This is a genomic window from Cryobacterium sp. N19, from assembly GCF_002929595.1.
In the GTDB taxonomy this organism is placed as follows: Bacteria; Actinomycetota; Actinomycetes; order Actinomycetales; family Microbacteriaceae; genus Cryobacterium; species Cryobacterium flavum.
Genome location: NZ_PJJR01000045.1, coordinates 122,924 through 139,896 on the forward strand (window position 1 = coordinate 122,924; position 16,973 = coordinate 139,896).

A 16,973-nucleotide genomic window follows, 5' to 3' on the forward strand; every position below is an offset into this window, starting at 1 on the left:
TTACGCGCGCATCCGCGGGTCAACCGACCGCAGCATCGGCCCGTTCGTCCGCGCGGGTGCCGATGCGCTGGCCGACGACAGCACTGACGCCGTCCTGCCGCATGCTCACACCGTAGAGGGCATCCGCTATCTCCATGGTGCGTTTCTGGTGCGTGATCACGATGAGCTGGCTGGTCTCTCGCAGGTCTTCGAAGATGGTGAGCAACCGGCCGAGGTTGGCGTCGTCGAGCGCAGCTTCGACCTCATCCATGATGTAGAACGGGCTCGGACGGGCCTTGAAAATGGCAATCAGCAGCGCGACGGCGGCGAGTGAGCGTTCACCGCCGGAGAGCAGCGACAGCCGTTCGATCTTCTTTCCGGCCGGTTTCACCGACACCTCGATGCCGGACGTGAGCAGGTCGTCGGGGTCGGTGAGCCAGATGCTGCCGCTGCCGCCGGGAAACAGCACCGGGAACACGTCGGCGAAGGCCGCCTGGGTGTCATCGAACGCGGACGAGAAGATGGTCTGCATCTTCTCGTCGATGTCCGCGATGATGGTGAGCAGGTCGCTGCGGGTTTCCGTGAGGTCGGTGAGCTGCTCGGTGAGAAAGCGGTGCCGCTGCTCGAGCGCCGCGAATTCTTCGAGGGCCAGCGGGTTGACCCGCCCGAGTTGACCGAGCTTGCGTTCGGCGGCCGCGAACCGTTTCTGCTGCTCGGCCCGATCAAAGCGGATGCCGCCGGCCGCGCCGCCAGCGAAAACCAGGCCCTCGCTGCCGCTGCCGCTCACGTCGGTGCCATCGGGCGGGATCAGCTGGTCGGGACCATATTCGCCGACGAGCACGTCTTCGGTGAGACCCAGTTCGCTGCCGGCGCGTTCAAGCAGGGCCGCGAGGTGCAGCTTCTTCTCGTAGATCTCGAGTTCGAGTCCGTGCACGTTTTCGGTGATCGAGGCCAGCCGCTCGCGCAACACGTTCTCGCCCTGCCGAAGCTGCTGCAGTTCGGTGTTCTGGCTCGCCCGTTCGGCTTCGGCGCTCGCGAGCTGAATCCGGGCCTCGGCGACGGAGCGGTCGGCCGCGGCGAGCACGGCCGGAAGCGTTTCGGCAACGCGGGAGGCGGCATCCACTTGGCGGCGACGAATGACCGCGCGACGCGTTGCGGCCTCAGCGGCCGTGCGGTCGTCCTCGAGCTGACGGGTGAGTGTTGCGACGCGGTCAGCGCCTGCGCGCACGCGTTCACGGGCGGTTTCCACCTGGAGCCGGTTCTCGACCTCGGTCTCGCGGGCGGCCTCAAGTTCGGTGTACACAGCGTCCCGCAGGGTCGCGTCGAGGATGGGCCGTGGCTGGGACCGGGCAGTGTCGAGTGCAGCGGCTGCCCGCGCCGCGACAGCCTCGGCTTCGGTGCCGGCCGTGCTCGCGAGCTGCAGAGCGGCGGAGACCCGGTCGACGTCGGCGGCGGCGGCATCCGCTTGCACCACGAGTCGTCCGCGACGTTCGGTCACCGTGGCGAGCTGAGTTTCGAAGGCGCGCAGGGCAGCCCGTGCGCTGACCGACTGCTCTTTGTAGGCCTGCAACAGGGTGCGCTGTTCGGAGAACTCACAGCGCACCCGTTCGATCTGCGAGGTGACGGCCGCGAGCCTCTCGGCCGCCACGTCTCGCTCCGCAACGAGTTCGAGCTTGCTCTGTCTGGCGCCGGACCCGCCGCTCACGACCCACGGGCTCAAGACCTCGCCCGCCAGCGTGATGAGCGTGAGACCCTGAGGCAGCTCGGCCGCTCGAGCCACGGCAAGATCGTCGGCGATGACGGTCTGAGCCAGCAGGCCGCGCAGGCCGGCCGGGCCGTCGATGACCGCGTTCGCCCAGCGTATGCCCGACGGCGCACCCAATTCGATGGTCGGCGCCGCGCTGTCGTCGCCGTTGGCCACGATCAGCTCAACCCGCCCGAAGTCGTCGTTTTCGGCCTGAACGAGGGCAGCGAGGGCGGCGTCGCGGTTGTCGGCCAGCACGGCATCGGCAAGAGAGCCGAGGGCGGCGGCGATCGCCGCTTCGAACCCTGGCTGCACCCGCACGTGGTCGGCCACGAGGCCACGGATGCCGGCCAGCTTCGCGCCGAGCAACGCCGAGGAGCCGTCTTTCTGATCGAGCGCGAGGGAGAACGCACCCTGCCGTGCCGCCTGGGCGTCCCGTTCCCGCTCATGGCCGTGCAGCTCGTCGCGCAGACGCTCCACCTCGGCCTCAACACCCTGAACCGCAGCCTGCGCCAGCTCGAATGCCGCGGCCAGCTCGCCGGAGTCCGGTTCACCGGCTGGCGCAGCGGACTGCAACTCGTCAAGTTGCAGCTGCGCCTTCATGCTGCGTTCGGTCGCCGCGTCACGGGCATTCTGCTGCCGCAACTGCTCACCACGTACGGCAGCCAGCCGCGATGCTGCCGTCTCGGATTGCCCGGTCAGGTGGGAGATGTCGAGGTCGTGCCGAGAGACGAGTGCTGCCTGGGCTGCAATATCTTCGTCGACCGCGTCGAGCCTCGACCGGGCTGCCGCGCTCTGCCCTCGTGAGTCGTCCCAGCCGATTTGAGCCATGCCGATGCCCGCACGCAGCTGCTCTACCTCGGCGGCAGCCTCGGCCAGCATGGTGGGGGTGACGCTCGAGACGAGGCCGGTCGACTCGGCCTGCGAACCCAATAATGCCAGCCGCTGGTTGGCTAGGGTGAAGAGCCCGCGTAGTCGTTCCTGCACCGACTCCAGGGCATAGCTGGTGCGGCGTGCCAGGTCGACGGCGTCTCCCACTTGGGCGAGTTCGAGCCGCTGCACCCGTGCCTGTTTCTGCGAAAGCTGCTCCTGCAGCACGACCCGCTCGGTGTGGCGTTCACTCTCGGTGCGATTGTGCGCGTCGAGCGCAGTGCGCAGCGTCACGACATCGTCAGCGAGCAGGCGGGCGCGGGCATCTCGCACGACGGCGGCGATGGTCTGAGCCTCCCGCGCGATTTCGGCCTGGTGTCCGAGCGGTTTGAGCTGGCGGCGAATCTCTCCCGCGAGGTCGCTCAATCGGGTGAGGTTGGTCTGCATGGCGTCGAGCTTGCGCAGGGTTTTTTCTTTGCGGCGGCGGTGTTTGAGAATGCCGGCGGCCTCTTCGATGAAGCCGCGGCGTTCCTCCGGGGTCGCGCGCAGCACGGCGTCGAGCTGGCCCTGCCCGACGATGACGTGCATCTCGCGGCCGAGGCCGGAGTCGCTGAGCAATTCTTGTACGTCGAGCAGCCGGCAGGTGCGCCCGTTGATGGCGTACTCGCTCGCGCCGTTGCGAAAGAGCGTGCGTGAAATGGTGACTTCGGAGTAATCGATCGGCAGGGCGCCGTCGCTGTTGTCGATGGTGAGGATGACCTCGGCCCGGCCGAGCGGACCGCGGGTCGACGTGCCGGCGAAGATGACGTCTTCCATCTTGCCGCCGCGCAAGGTTTTCACGCCCTGCTCCCCCATCACCCAGGCGAGGGCATCGACGACGTTGGACTTGCCCGACCCGTTCGGACCGACGACGCAGGTAACGCCTTGCTCAAAGGCGAACGTCGTCGGCTGGGCAAACGACTTGAACCCCTTGAGGGTGAGGCTCTTCAGATACAACGTGAGACCCTTCCGGTCGGTCGCGGCGAGTACTGGTCTCGGGGCTGATTCAACGGTACCGTGCCCCACCGACACTGGCCGGGACATCCGCTCGTGCCCGGTGTGGCGTACCCAACTGCGGAGAATCCATGGAACACAGCATCCTTTCCGGTGATTTCGGGTCGCAAAGCGAAAATCGCCGCGGTTCTGCACGAATCGACCGCACGCACCCGAGTGGGTCGCACTACTCTGGCATAGCATGACCGACTTCTCGATCGACGAACTCGACATTCCCGCCGGGGCGACCGCGCCCGGCTGGCCCGATTTCGAGGCTGTTGCCGCGCTCCGTAACGAAATCGAAGCGCACGGGTTCGGCACGACCGAACTCAACTATTCGGCTGCTGAGCTGCTGCCGGTGTGGCTCGCCACGAAACACGATCCCAAGCGCATGTTCGTAGCACGCGTCGGCGGTGCTGTCGTCGGCCGGGCCGCCTATGAGACCTTGCAGGGCCCGAACGACGATCATGCCTGGCTGATCGCACAGGTACTGCCGGCCTGGCGCAATCGCGGCATCGGCACCGCCCTCGCCGATCGCGTCGAGCTGCTCGCCGCCACCGAGAATCGGCACGAACTGATCGTCTACACGGTGTCAGCGGATGCCCGGGCGAACGCCTGACCGCCCCGACCGGCTTCGGGTCGGTCCCGCTCGGTAACTCCGAAGTGCGATTTCTCCTCACCCGGGGCTTCCGGCTCGAGCAGGTGGAGCGCGGTAGCCGACTCGCGCTGCCCGCCGACGAGAGCGTGATCCGCCGCTTCCGAGCGGATGCCGCGGCGCACGCCGGCGGCGACTACACCGTGCACTGCTGGAGTGAGGCGACTCCCCCGCCCTGGCGCGACGATCTCGCTCTGCTCTATACGCGCATGAGCACGGATGCCCCTACCGCCGGCCTCGAAGAGCCCGAAGATGTCTGGAGCATCGAGCGGCTGGTCGACGAGGAGACTTCCCGCGTCGGCAGCCCGCGTCGAATGCTCACCGCGGCCGCGCTGCACGACCCGATCGGTCACCTGGTCGCGTTCACCCAGCTGTCGGTGCCGGCCGAAAGTGACTGCTCCGTCGGCCAGGAGGACACGCTCGTGCTGCGCGAGCATCGTGGGAACCGCCTTGGCATGCTGCTGAAAACAGCGAATCTGGAGTATCTCGCGCAAGAGAGCCCCGGGCATCCGTCGGTGACGACATTCAACGCTGAAGAGAACCGGCACATGCTGGCCGTCAACGAGGCGCTCGGTTTTGTACCGATGGGTTACGAGGGCGCCTGGAAACGCGTCGTGCCTCCGCCGGAACCGTCGAATCCCCCCGTTTGAGGCAGTGCTAGCCTTGCGGTTTCAGTCTGAGGGGGTTCTGGTGATTGTACTTACACGGATGAAAGCGATAGGTCCGGTGTCACACCTTATCGTCGGGATGCTCGCGGCGATCGTCGGGCTGCTGCCCTGGCTGGTCACCGGGATGCACCTTCCCATTCAGAATTTGTGGGCCGTCGACTCCGTTCCGGAGGACATGCCGATCGCCCTGCTGCCGTTCAGCCAGTACACCATCACCCTCATCGTCGCCCTGATCGTGACCGGGTCAGCGCTGGCCGGCGGCTTCGCTCGGTTGACGCGCGCGCAGCACCCCCGATTCGCATTCGCCGCGATCATGATCGGAGTGCTGCTCGTGCAGGTCCTTGCCATCATGCAGACCGCAGTCACAGTCGCCAGCGGACTCGCTGAGAGCCCGGCCGCGAAGGTCTACCTGCTCGCTCTGACCCTCGGAACCATTGCTGCCAACGTGATCGGACTGCTTATTCTGGTGCTCATCGCCCGAGCGCCTGCCGCCGGTGCGACGGTGGGCGTGAGCCTGGCCGCTGTCACGGTCAGTGTCTGGCTGGGCGCGCTCATCGCGCATCCGTTCGACTTTGACGTATCGCAAACGGGCAGGGCCCTGCTGAGCGCCACCCGATGGGTTCCGGCCGTCATCGTGGGGCTCGCCGTGGCGTGGTGCGGCCTGGCAACGATTGGCCGGGTGGCTGCGGCGATCGTCAGTTTTCTTGCCCTCTGGATCGGACCTGCACTGTTCACGGCAGTCAGCGCCGCCGCGGGAACTCGTGTGCTTGCTGCCTACCCGGCTGAGATGCTCGATTACGGCGTGCAGGTGTTCTTCAGCGCGCTGGGTGTGAAGGGCGGATCCGCCGCGCTCCTGATCCCAGCGGTCATCGTGATGGTTCTCGGCCTGACTGTGCGCTGGGCGCTGAGGCGACGGCGCCTCCAGGCCGCTCTGGCCTAACGCCCCGGCGACCGCGCCAGCAAGACCATCACGCGACCTCGATTGGTTCAGAGCTCACCCGAACTCGTAGAAGATCAATTCGTCGGACCGGGACACTTCTGTGAACCCGGCTTTCACGAGGACTCCTTGCGATGCATAGTTTTTGAGGTCAGTGTCTGCCTTGATCTGCACGGCTCCATTCCTCAAAGCACACTGAGTCGCGGCGATGAGGGCCTCGGTGGCGAGCCCTCGTCCCCGAACAGATTCCACCAGGCCGTAGCCGATTTCAACCGAACCTTTCACGTCGGGAGGGCCAAAGAACCCGATGCCGCCCACCGCGACATCGCCGTCGTTGATCCGGATTGAATAGAGCGTGAAGATTGCTTCGCCCTCGCGGGATTCGGCGAGGGCTCGGAGTGGATTCAACTCATCGTCCAACGGATAGTCCGCATGCCAGACATCGTCGGGTTCAGGCTTTCGGTAAACAATGCGCTGAGCCTCCCACGGAGTCAGGGGATGCAGCGTCAACCGATCTGTAACGATATCCATGACCGAAGATTGGCAGAGCTGACACCCAGATGCCACTCTCGGGCGGGATACTACGGTCGCGCGGGGGCTGCGCCGCTGCGCGGGAGGCGGAACTCGCACGCACTGGCGCAGGTCCAGCGCGACGCGTTGCGCTGGAGTTCTGGCCAGGCCCGAACTCCCGCGAACTGGCGCAGTCCCCGCGCAGCGCGACGGGGCTCATCCGCTCTGGCGCCGTAGGTCCCGCGCAGCGCGCAGCGCCGAAGGTCCCGCGCAGCGCGAGGCGGTCGAACGGATGCCCGCTGCCCGCGGTCCCGCGCAATGGCGCAGGTCGAGCATTTTGGCGCACCTCCCGCGCCAGACGGTCGAACTCTTGGCCGGGCGGCGAACGCCCGACAACCAACGTGCTACGGCTAGCGCAACCGCTGGCAGCTGGGGCAGAAGTGCGAGCCGCGGTTCATGAACTGCTCGCGCACCAGAAGGGTGCCGCAGCGGGAGCACGGCGTACCCTGCCGGCCATAGGCCTCCAGGCTGTGCGCGAAATACCCGGACTGCCCGTTCACGTTCACGTACTGGGCGTCGAAGCTCGTGCCGCCCTCGGCAAGAGCACGCTCCAGAATGGTACGTACGGCCGCGAACAGCGTCGTCGCCTTGGCGCGCGACAGCGACGCGGCCGGCTGCTCATAGTGGATGCGCGCGGCAAAGAGCGCCTCGTCGGCGTAGATATTGCCGATGCCGCTGATCAGGTTCTGGTCGAGCAGCGCCCGCTTGATGCCGGTGTTCTTGCGCGCGAGGGCCGCCAGAAACATCGGAGACGAGAACGACGGGTCGATCGGGTCGCGAGCAATGTGCGCGACCTGCGCGGGAAGGCGGTGCTGCCACGCGGCATCCGCTGAAAGCAGCCCTGAGTAGCCGCCGGGCAGCCCGTCGCTCGTGGCGAGCATAGCGTCGACGGCCATGCTGCCGAAGATTCGCTGGTCGACGAAATTGACCCACAGCTCGCCGTGGGTCGGGTGTTCCAACGTCAAGCGGATGCGCAACATGCGATCCACCGCCGCGCCCGGCGTGCGCAGCAGCACCTGGCCGCTCATTCCGAGGTGGATGACGAGCGCCCGGCCGCTGTCGAGGGGAAGCCACAAAAACTTGCCGCGGCGAACGGCGGCAAGGATTCGGTGCCCCGTGAGCTGCTCCGTGAACGATTCAGCCGCCGGAACGTGGCGGCGCAGGGAACGCTCGTCGAAGATTTCAACCCCGGTGACCAGGGCCCCGGTGACCGCCGGTTGCAGGCCGGAGCGCACGACCTCGACTTCGGGAAGTTCCGGCACAGGGTTAGAGCGCGTTGAGCTGGTCGATGGCGCCTCGGGCCGCGGCCATTTCAGCGAATTTCTTGCTCGGGCCGACGCCCTGGGCGTTGACGGACGAGCCGATGTCGACGGTCGCGACGAACACCTTGGAGTGATCGGGACCGCTGGCTTCGAGCGTGTAGACGGGAACGCCGACGCCTTTACTCGCGGCGAGTTCCTGCAGGCTCGTCTTCGGGTCCATCAACACACCGAAGTGGCCCGGTTCGGCCAGGAGCGGCTCGATCAGGCGCAACACGAACGCGGTGGCGACGTCGCCACCGGCGTCGAGAAAAGTCGCTCCGATGAGCGCTTCGACGGTGTCGGCCAGAATGGATGCCTTATCGCGCCCGCCGGTGAGGATTTCGCCTCGGCCGAGTCGAATATACTCACCCAAACCCAGGCCGCGAGCGATCTGCGCCAGCGCGGCCGTGGAGACCAGACTGGCCCGGCGCTTGGCCAGGTGGCCCTCATCGAGGTTGGGGTAGGTGCGATAGAGCATCACCGTGACGGCCTGACCCAGAATCGAGTCGCCCAGAAATTCGAGGCGCTCGTTGGTGGGAATTCCGCCGTTTTCGTACGCAAACGACCGGTGGGTCAGAGCAAGCTCCAGAATCACCGGTTCAATCTGCACTCCGAGGGTCGCCAACAGGGGCGACCGCTCGGTATCAGCGTTTTTCATCGACCGATCTCCGGCCCATAGAAAAGCCGCGACTTAAATGTCGGCGACTTTACGGCCCTTGTATTCCATGAACAACGGGGTGCCGGTGGAGTCGGTGACAACCTTGGCGCGGTGCGGCAGGCTGTAGACGACCTTGCCGCCCTCCATGGTCTTCACGAGGGTGGGAGGCGTGGCCTTCCACTGCGCGCGACGCGAGTGGGTGTTGGAACGCGACATCTTGCGCTTCGGAACTGCCATGACTACTTCTCTTCTCTGCTGTCTGAAACATGGATGTCCGCACCCATGTCTTTGTCTGTGGAAGCCGTAAACCCCGCAAGCGCTGACCACCGGGGATCGTAGCGCTCGTCGGAAACGAGTTCGGGTAGTTCGGCAAGCGGTTGTCCGGTCTCACTGTCAAGACCAGGGCAATCCCGCCGGCATACCGGCTGGAACGGAAGTGCTAACACTACCGCGTCCCGGATCAAAGATTCCAAATCGACATGGTCGTCTAGAATCTCAAACTCGAAGGCTTCCTCCTGAGGATAACCGAAAAGCTCGGCAAACTGAACTCGAACCGGCAGGTCGATGTCTTTGAGGCATCGGCCGCACTCTCCGAGCGCCCTTGCATAGACCTCGATGCTCACCAGGATTCCCTCGTGCATCGCCTCGAGGCGCAGCTCGGTCGACAGCGTCGAACCGGCTTTCACGGCCACGAGGCCGGCGCCGAGGTCGTCGGGAACGACAATATCGAGGTGGCGTTCGTGCATGGTGCCCGGGCGGTTGATGAGGTCACGCACGTCGACCGTGTACGGCGTCTTCTTGAACTTAGTCACGGTCGTAAATTGTACGCGCTGCGCGTGGGTGCTTCGTTCAGGGGGCGATCGTGCGGGCGCGACGGTCTCCGCGCAGCACCGCGGCCAGGGTGGCGAACAGCGAGGTGGGCGCAAAGTTTGCCCGCAAACGGATGCCGGCACTCGCGCCGCCGTGCAGCCCGCGCAGCACCCGGGTCAGGTCGGCGGCGAGGGTGTCGGCCCGCACAGGCGACCGGTCGAACCGCGATCGCTCCAGCGCGAGGAGTACTCGTTCGAGCGCTTCCGTCGACGCCGGGTCGAGGGTTCCAAGGCGCTCCAGTCGGCCGGCAAACGCTCGCGGAGTGTCGGTGATCGGCGTCGGTATGCCGTGATCGAGACTGGTGTGCTGCACTTCGATCCAGGCGAGCCCGGCGCCAGCGCCTCCGGAGCGGATGCGCCGCACCCGCGAGCGCCGGAGCATCCGTCTGGCGACCCCGGGCAGAAGCAGCAGCAGGAGACCCAGTGCGCTGAACCCGAGTACTGCGAGCAGGTTGCTGGCCTCGACGCTCTGCGGCGTGGTACCGCGTTCCAGGGCGGAATCGTCGGCCAGCCGGTCGGGGCTGAGCCCGGGAGCACTCGTGGCGGCGGCACCGCCGGGCGCGGCCGTCGGCGTGCCGACATCCGCTGCCTGCTCGTAGTTGGGGACGGTACCGCGGCCGGGCGTCGGCTCGAATCTCACCCAGCCAATTCCCACGAAGTACAGTTCCGGCCAGGCGTGCAGGTCGTGCGAGTCCACGTTGTACTGCCCGAGCCCCTGCTCGAGGTCCTGGGATTTGACGCCGGGCAGGTAGCCGAGCGAGACCCGGGAGGGAATGCCGAAGGTACGTGCCATCGCGGCCATGGCGGAGGCGAAATGCACGCAGTAGCCGCGCTTTTCCTTCAGGAACACTCCGATCACATCCACTCCCCCGCCGTCGTAGCCGTCTTCAACGGGCGCGTCGGTGTCGTAGATGAAGGCGCTGCTGCGCAGATAGTCCTGAATGGCGACGGCAGCGTCATAGTTCGATGTCGTTTCCGCCGTCACCTGCCGGGCCGTCTCCTCGATGATCGGCGGCGGATCGACCGGCAGTTGCAGATTGCCCAGGACGCTCGCCGGATAGTCGGTGCTGGAGCGCCGCAGTTGCTCGGCGGTGGGTTTCAGCTCCAGGGACGACACCGTATATTCCTGGCCGAGGGTGTTCGCCGTTACACTCGCAATCGCCCGGGTGCGGCTGTCCCAGTACCAGCGACCGGTGAGGCCCTCAATGCTGGTGGCGCGGGCCGGTGCGGGCAGCCAATGGCTGTTGACGCCCTCGATGACGACCGATGTCGACGCTGGCACCGTCTCCACGTTGGCGTCGAGCCCGAATGGCCGCGGGATGTCGTCGACGGTATTGCGCACGTCTGCCCCGTCGATGCGTGCCGTCCAGGTCAACCCGATGACCTCATCGAGGGTGAGCAGCGTGAAATAGGGCTGCTCCGTGCCGGTCGAGGTGTAGTGAAATGCCGGTCCAGCCTTGGGCCGACGCAGGTCCTGCCCGAGATTGATCATGGGGCTGACTCCGCTGCCGAACAGTAAACCACCAGGCCTTGCCGTCACGAGTCCCCCGGATGTCAAGGCGGGGGCAAGCGTGCTGAGAATCAGGGCAGCCACGATGGTCACGGATCCCAGCACGAATGTGCCGCCGATCCGGCCGCGGCCGCGCACCCGCTCTGGCCGGTACACACGTGGCTCGCCCGGTCCGACCGCCAGACGCGCTGCTTCCCGTGCGCGACGCGCCGACACATCGACCCGCAGCACAAGTAGAAAAGCGGCCGCCGTCACCACGAGCACGGCGACGTCGGTCCCGTCGTCGATGATGAATCCCGGCACGAGGAGCGGCACGAGTGCGCCGGCTGCGGCAAGGGCGGGCCAGCGCAGCGTCACCGCGAGCAGGTCCATGAGAACCGCGATCAGCCCGGTGCCGCCGGCGAGCAGAAAGAGGATGCCGAGGGTCACCTCGGCCGGCGTGCTCTGCTGGGCGATGGACGCCCCGCCGGAGTCGATCAGACCGCTGAACAGGCCAATGGTTTGCGGCGTCGGAATGATCCAGAACAGGCCGGTTCCACCGCCGAACAGGAGCGTCATCGTGCCGACCAGCACCGCGCCGCTCGCCACCGGAGCGATCGGGCGCGACAGCCCGAACCGACGAAACACAGCCGCGCTGAGCAGCACGACGGATCCAACCGCCGCACAGACCCACCACCAGGCGTTGCCGCGCAGCAGGGGCGCGAGCGCCGCACAGGAGCTGAGCAGCAAGAAAAGCAAACTGAGGGCGAGCGGCCAGAGCGCGGCAACTCGCTCGCCGCGCCGACGGCGGTGCGCCCGAGGCGGGCTCACCTGGCGTGCCGGCGACGGGGAATCTGCGGCCGGCGCCTCCTGAGCGACCAGGCTAGTCATGGCTGGCTCCTCGCTCCCCGCTCACGTCGTTCCACACGTCTTCCAGGTTCTCGGCCGTGGCCAGCTCCACACAGCGCCACCCCGCGGCCTGCAGGCGTTCGCGGGCCGGCGCCCCGACCGTTCGTTGCACCAACGCGACGGCGGGTTCACAGTGTCGCGCGAGGGCAACGAGATCGTCGACATCAGCTTCGGACACGCTCACGAGCATCGCGAATGTCGGAAGCGATGGCTGCGCGCCCCGCAGGGCTGCGCGCAGCGGCGCCCGGCGCTCTGCGGCGAGGCGAGCGCTGCGGGTCGGCCACGGCACCGGAACCACACTGGCCAGGGCTTCCAGCAGGGCGCGATCACCGCCGGGGGCTCGAAAAGTCGCTGGCACGTCGCCGTGCAACCCGCCCAGGGTCTGCTGGTCGCCCGGCAGCAACTGGCTGGCACCCAGCTCGATCACCTCGACCCGGTAACCGGCGTCGAGCAGGTGCACACCAACGGATGCTGCCAGCTCGATCTCGAGTTCAAATCCGGCCCCGAGATGCGGTGGAAGATGCCCGGCGCCGAGCCCCGCCGCGCCGGCCAGGGTCGTATCGAGCACGATCCGGGCCTCCGGGTTGCTGCGCTGCTCCTCCTGCCGCACCATGATTTCGCCGTGCCGGGCGGTGGCCGGCCAGTTGACGCGACGCAGCGCATCCCCAGGGCGGTATTCGCGGGCGATGAGTTCGTCGGAGGTGGGGGTGGCCTGGCGCACCAGCTCGCGAATCGACCCATCGTTGCTGGACTGGGCAAGGCCGTTGCCCGGTAGCGGCGTCACGCGCGGCGTCACGATCAGGTCGTGGGGAGAGCCGGCAGTTCGGTCGCTGCGCGCGAAGCCAAATGGGTCCTGGCGTGACACGCGGAGCGGGCCGACGTCGTAGACGCCGCGATGTCGCGGCACGACAGTGTATTCCAGACGCACAGTCGCGCCGGTTGCGCCGTTCCGACTAACGAGTGGAAGGATAGCCGCCGGCGGCGCCTCCACGCCGGGCGACGGGGTGTCAGCCCACCAGGCGCCGCTGAGCGGTGTCGCCGAGAGGTTGCTCAGCTGCAGCGAGACCACACTCTCACCGCCGACCGGCACGATCGGCGGCCGAAAGACCCTGGTGACCTCGACCCGGGCCGGGCGGAGCGAAACGTAACCGGCGGCGACGAGCGGAGCCACAATCATCAGGCTGGCCACGAATAGCATGTCGCGGCTGTTGACCAGCACCGCGTTGGCGAACAGCACGACTCCGGCGGCCAGAATAACCCAGCCGCGCAGGGTGAGACGCGTGGCGAATCGGGCTGCCAGCCGCGTGTACCAGTCGGCATTGACCAGCCCGGAATCTCTCACCCCGCGTGCCATGACTACGACGTTCCGGTAGATCCAACGGCACGCACCTGCGTCACCGATCGGGACAGAGCGGATGCCGCGACACCGATTGGCACCGGCGTATCAGCGAGGATTCGACGCACGATGTCGTCGATCACCGGACCGCTGTCCTGGTGGTGGTGGCCGAGCGCCCGGCTGGTGGGGACCAGCCGATGGCCGAGAACGGCCACGGCGAGCGAGTCGATGTCGTCGGGCAGCACGTAGTCCCGACCGTTCAACGCCGCCTGGGCCTTCGCGGCACGGATGAGCTGCAGGGTCGCGCGCGGGCTGGCGCCGAGGCGCAGGTCCCGGTCGTCGCGGGTGGCCCGCACGAGATTGACCGCGTATTCCTTGACCGCGCCAGAGGCGAAGACGCCTCGCGCCGTGAGCATCATGTCGCGCAGGGTCTCCCCCGACACCACGGCCGAGATCAGTGCGAGCGGGCTGTTCGTGTCGCGCGAGTCGAGCATCGCGAGCTCAGAGTCGGGGTCGGGATATCCCATGGAGATGCGGGCCATGAACCGGTCCCGCTGCGCTTCCGGAAGGGCGTACGTTCCCTCCATCTCGATCGGGTTCTGGGTGGCGATGACGGTGAACGGCAGGGCGAGCGGGTACGTGACGCCGTCGACGGTGACCTGGCGTTCCTCCATGGATTCCAGCAGCGCCGACTGGGTTTTCGGACTCGCCCGGTTGATCTCGTCACCGATGACGATGTTGGCGAAGACCGGGCCCGGTTTGAACTCAAACCGACGCTCGGCCTGATTGAACACCGACACCCCGGTCACATCGGAGGGCAGCAGGTCCGGGGTGAATTGAATGCGCCCGACCGTGCAATCCACGGAACGGGCGAGGGCCTTGGCGAGCATGGTCTTGCCGACACCGGGCACATCTTCGATTAGGAGGTGCCCTTCGGCCAGCAGAACGGTCAGGGCGATCTGCACAGCCTCGTGCTTGCCATCAATAACCGTCTCAACGTTGCGCATGATCGCGCGTCCGGCTTCTTGCAGTTCCCCGAGGTCAACGGTCGTGTCAGCGTCATTCGACGGAACCGACGCCAGTTCCGCCCTGCTTGAATCGGTGGAGGAGCGAGTCGGTTTGAGGTTCATACCCGCGAACGCTCCAGATATTCCGCTACGGCCCGTGGCACGTAGGGCGAGACATCGCCGCCGAGACCGGCCACCTGGCGTACCAGGGAGCTGGAGACATGGGCGTTGGCCGGGTCGGGCAGCAGAAAGACCGTTTCTACCGCGGCCAGATTGCGATTCACGATCGCCATGGGAGTCTCGTAGGCCACGTCAACCTGCGAACGGATGCCCTTCACCAGAACGCTCGCACCGACATCCATGCAGTAGTCGACGAGCAGCCCCATGCTCCAGCTGGCGACCACGATATTGGTCGGAAGCCCGGCTTCTTTGATGGCCTGTTCCAGCAGCGACACTCGCTGGCTGATCGGCAACAGGGCCGATTTGTCGGGGTTATGCACCACGAGCACATGGAGCTCGTCGAACAGGCCGGCCGCGCGATCGATCACGTCCAAGTGGCCCAGGGTGACGGGGTCAAATGATCCAGGGACAACGGCGATCCTGCGCATGATCACACCCTACTGCCAGACGCTGACGGAACGCTGCCCGACGCATCCGCTTGGCGTGGACATAATCAGCCTTTGTTGAGCCAGCTGCGTTCGGAATCGTTCAGGCGGCGCGCGATCGCATTGCGCAGAGCCTCATTGGTGCGGATGCCCGGATCGCCCGTCACCAAGTGGAAGGCCGCCCGTCGCACCTCGGCGATCAGGTCGCCGTCGACCGCCACCCGAAGAAAACGCAGTTTCGAGCCGTCACCCGATTGCAGATCGCCGAGCACGTTGCCCTCTCGGCGCAGGGCGAGGTCGAGTTCGGCGAGTACGAAACCATCCAGCGTCGCGGCGACATCGCCGATGCGCTGGCGGGCCGGAGACCCGGCCCGGGAATTGGTGACCAGAAGGCAGAGGCCTGGCACGGACCCGCGCCCGACACGGCCGCGCAACTGGTGCAACTGGGAGACACCGAAGCGATCCGCGTCGAGCACCACCATGGCCGAGGCGTTCGGCACGTCGACACCCACCTCGATAACGGTCGTGGCCACGAGAACATCGATCTCGCCGGCGGCGAACGACCGCATGATGCGGTCTTTCTCGTCGCTCGTCATGCGCCCGTGCAGGGCCTCCAGACGATAGGGGGCGAGCGTCGGTACGCCGCGCATGCCTTCGAGAACCTCGTCCACGTTGAACAGGGGACCGGCTTTCTCTCCGTGCGACGGTTCGATTCCGACCAGGTCAGCGGGGACTTCCTCAATTTCTGCCGGAGAAATCGCCGGACAGACAACGAAGCCCTGACGCCCGAGCGCGAGCTCCTGCGCCAGGCTCGCCCAGACCCGCCCAAACAGGGCTCCGTTCTCGCCCATGGGCACCACGACACTGCGAATCCCTTGGCGCCCCGACGGCAGCATGCGAATGGTACTCACGTCGAGGTCGCCGAACACTGTCATCGCGATCGTGCGCGGAATGGGCGTGGCCGTCATGACCAGCACGTGCGGTGGCTGCGCGCCCTTCAACCGCAGGGTTTCACGCTGGTCGACGCCAAACCGGTGCTGTTCGTCGATGACGATCAAACCGAGATCGAAGAACGTTACGGTATCGCTGAGCAGCGCGTGGGTGCCGATCACGATGCGCGACTGACCCGACACCGTGCGCAGCAGTGCCTTGCGCTTCTGGGCGACCGGCAGCTTGCCGGTCAGTAGTGTCGGCATGAGTTCGGCCGCGAGATCGGGGCCGAGAAGCGTGGTGATCGACCGCAGATGCTGCGCAGCCAGCACTTCGGTGGGTGCCAGCAGCGCCGTCTGGCCTCCGCTGTCGGCTACGGCGAGCATGGCCCGCAGGGCGACAACAGTCTTGCCCGAACCGACCTCGCCCTGCAGCAACCGGTTCATGGGGCCAGACCGGGCCATGTCGCTGGCGATCTCGGCCGCACAGATCTCCTGGTCGACCGTCAGTACGAACGGCAGGGTCGCGTCAAAGCGTTCGAGGTACCCGCCAGGGGTGGGCACTCGCGGCCGGGTTCGGCGCTCCCGCGCGAGACTGTGCCGCTGCAGGAGCGCGCACTGCAGCACCCAGGCCTCGGTGAACCGCAACGTCTCCTCCGCGGCCTTCCATTGCTTCGGATTGTCGGGGCTGTGAATCCAGCGGATGGCCTGGGTGTGGTCGAGCAGGCCGTGTTCGATCCGCATGTCCTGGGGAACCGGGTCGGGCAGGTTGCCCACGCGTTGCAGCACCTGGTCGATCATGGTCTGCAGGTTCCAGCTGGTCTCTGCGGCCGTTGCCGCGTAAATGGGGATGAGCGGCTTGTGGCGAAGCCGCACCGCCGGGTCATCGCGAGCCTCTTCTTCTTCGCTTTCAAAGGTCTTGTACGACGGGTTCGCCAGCTGACTCCGGTTTTGAAAGGTGGTCACCTTGCCGGAAAAACTGCCACGCAGCCCTGGGCGCAATTGATCGAGACGCCACTGCTGGCTGCTCTTGCCGAAGAACGTGAGCAGGAACTCCCCACCTCCGTCGGAAATGACCACCTCAACGATCGTGCCGGGCCGCGATGACATGCGCTTTTCTCGCACTGACACAATGTCGGCGATGACCGTGATGTTGGCGCCGGGGGTGAGTTGATTCAGCGGTCGGAGCACCTCGCGGTCGGCGTAGTCGCGCGGGTAGTGGCTGAGCAAGTCGTTGACGGTCTGAAAACCGAACGCCTTCAGGAGCGCTTTCGCCTTGAGTGCGCCGAGGGCACTCGTCAGGCTGCTATCGGGGGTGAGAGGCTGCAGCCGGGGTGCCGGCAGGGAACCACCATCGAATTCGGGGCCACTGGCAGCGCTCGAACCGGTCATGGTTCCATCGTAAACCGGGCCTC

Annotated in this window: 14 protein-coding genes; 3 read left to right on the plus strand and 11 right to left on the minus strand. The window is 66.5% G+C overall.

The genetic code is table 11. The features are described 5' to 3' along the window. Positions 1–19: 19 nt before the first annotated feature. Positions 20–3,589 carry a chromosome segregation protein SMC gene (smc, locus tag CXY78_RS04550; RefSeq protein ID WP_104088262.1) on the minus strand — a complete coding sequence of 1,190 codons (3,570 nt, stop codon included), beginning with the start codon at positions 3,587–3,589 and terminating at the stop codon, positions 20–22. A 238-nt stretch (positions 3,590–3,827) separates the two neighbouring features. On the opposite strand from smc, the gene CXY78_RS04555 reads away from it, so the two are divergent. From CXY78_RS04555 to CXY78_RS04565, 3 genes are all read left to right on the plus strand, one after another. Further along, complete coding sequence (locus CXY78_RS04555; RefSeq protein ID WP_092341218.1) at positions 3,828–4,244, plus strand: GNAT family N-acetyltransferase; 417 nt, start codon at positions 3,828–3,830, stop codon at positions 4,242–4,244. 44 nt (positions 4,245–4,288) lie between these two features. Continuing rightward, complete coding sequence (locus CXY78_RS04560) at positions 4,289–4,930, plus strand: hypothetical protein (RefSeq protein WP_104088264.1); 642 nt, start codon at positions 4,289–4,291, stop codon at positions 4,928–4,930. A gap of 76 nt (positions 4,931–5,006) precedes the next feature. Further along, on the plus strand, positions 5,007–5,888 hold the full coding sequence (locus CXY78_RS04565) for a hypothetical protein (RefSeq protein ID WP_140425655.1): 882 nt from the start codon (positions 5,007–5,009) through the stop codon (positions 5,886–5,888). Positions 5,889–5,942: 54 nt separating this feature from the next. On the opposite strand, the gene CXY78_RS04570 is transcribed toward CXY78_RS04565, so the two are convergent. The 10 genes from CXY78_RS04570 to CXY78_RS04615 form a co-directional block, all read right to left on the minus strand. Then, the gene (locus CXY78_RS04570; RefSeq protein ID WP_092341221.1) at positions 5,943–6,416 is read right to left on the minus strand and encodes a GNAT family N-acetyltransferase; all 474 of its coding nucleotides are present in this window, start codon (positions 6,414–6,416) and stop codon (positions 5,943–5,945) included. Between the two features lie 389 nt (positions 6,417–6,805). Next, positions 6,806–7,717 carry a bifunctional DNA-formamidopyrimidine glycosylase/DNA-(apurinic or apyrimidinic site) lyase gene (mutM, locus tag CXY78_RS04575; RefSeq protein WP_104088266.1) on the minus strand — a complete coding sequence of 304 codons (912 nt, stop codon included), beginning with the start codon at positions 7,715–7,717 and terminating at the stop codon, positions 6,806–6,808. Positions 7,718–7,721: 4 nt separating this feature from the next. Then, the gene (gene rnc / locus CXY78_RS04580; RefSeq protein WP_104088267.1) at positions 7,722–8,414 is read right to left on the minus strand and encodes a ribonuclease III; all 693 of its coding nucleotides are present in this window, start codon (positions 8,412–8,414) and stop codon (positions 7,722–7,724) included. Between the two features lie 33 nt (positions 8,415–8,447). Next, positions 8,448–8,651 (minus strand): 50S ribosomal protein L32, encoded by a 204-nt coding sequence (rpmF, locus tag CXY78_RS04585; protein WP_092108959.1) that lies wholly within the window; start codon positions 8,649–8,651, stop codon positions 8,448–8,450. 2 nt (positions 8,652–8,653) lie between these two features. After that, a complete protein-coding gene (locus CXY78_RS04590; RefSeq protein WP_233197234.1) occupies positions 8,654–9,226 on the minus strand; it encodes a DUF177 domain-containing protein in 573 nt (190 codons plus the stop codon). A 37-nt stretch (positions 9,227–9,263) separates the two neighbouring features. Beyond that, positions 9,264–11,663 carry a DUF3488 and transglutaminase-like domain-containing protein gene (locus CXY78_RS04595; protein ID WP_104088269.1) on the minus strand — a complete coding sequence of 800 codons (2,400 nt, stop codon included), beginning with the start codon at positions 11,661–11,663 and terminating at the stop codon, positions 9,264–9,266. Further along, positions 11,656–13,023 carry a DUF58 domain-containing protein gene (locus tag CXY78_RS04600; RefSeq protein WP_158252781.1) on the minus strand — a complete coding sequence of 456 codons (1,368 nt, stop codon included), beginning with the start codon at positions 13,021–13,023 and terminating at the stop codon, positions 11,656–11,658. Before CXY78_RS04600 ends, CXY78_RS04595 begins: the two co-directional genes overlap by 8 nt. A 14-nt stretch (positions 13,024–13,037) precedes the next feature. Then, positions 13,038–14,147, minus strand: coding sequence for a MoxR family ATPase (locus CXY78_RS04605; protein ID WP_092341226.1), 1,110 nt, complete (start codon positions 14,145–14,147; stop codon positions 13,038–13,040). After that, complete coding sequence (coaD, locus tag CXY78_RS04610) at positions 14,144–14,632, minus strand: pantetheine-phosphate adenylyltransferase (RefSeq protein ID WP_092341312.1); 489 nt, start codon at positions 14,630–14,632, stop codon at positions 14,144–14,146. Before coaD ends, CXY78_RS04605 begins: the two co-directional genes overlap by 4 nt. Positions 14,633–14,697: 65 nt before the next feature. Continuing rightward, a complete protein-coding gene (locus CXY78_RS04615; protein WP_092341227.1) occupies positions 14,698–16,950 on the minus strand; it encodes an ATP-dependent DNA helicase RecG in 2,253 nt (750 codons plus the stop codon). Positions 16,951–16,973: the final 23 nt, after the last annotated feature.

Bases quoted from the DNA above. Each gene is read 5' to 3' on its own strand.
- coaD (WP_092341312.1), bottom strand. From the start codon at position 14,632: ATGCGCAGGATCGCCGTTGTCCCTGGATCATTTGACCCCGTCACCCTG.
- CXY78_RS04570 (WP_092341221.1), bottom strand. From the start codon at position 6,416: ATGGATATCGTTACAGATCGGTTGACGCTGCATCCCCTGACTCCGTGG.
- rpmF (WP_092108959.1), bottom strand. From the start codon at position 8,651: ATGGCAGTTCCGAAGCGCAAGATGTCGCGTTCCAACACCCACTCGCGT.
- CXY78_RS04555 (WP_092341218.1), top strand. From the start codon at position 3,828: ATGACCGACTTCTCGATCGACGAACTCGACATTCCCGCCGGGGCGACC.
- rnc (WP_104088267.1), bottom strand. From the start codon at position 8,414: ATGAAAAACGCTGATACCGAGCGGTCGCCCCTGTTGGCGACCCTCGGA.
- CXY78_RS04605 (WP_092341226.1), bottom strand. From the start codon at position 14,147: ATGAACCTCAAACCGACTCGCTCCTCCACCGATTCAAGCAGGGCGGAA.
- CXY78_RS04595 (WP_104088269.1), bottom strand. From the start codon at position 11,663: ATGACTAGCCTGGTCGCTCAGGAGGCGCCGGCCGCAGATTCCCCGTCG.
- CXY78_RS04615 (WP_092341227.1), bottom strand. From the start codon at position 16,950: ATGACCGGTTCGAGCGCTGCCAGTGGCCCCGAATTCGATGGTGGTTCC.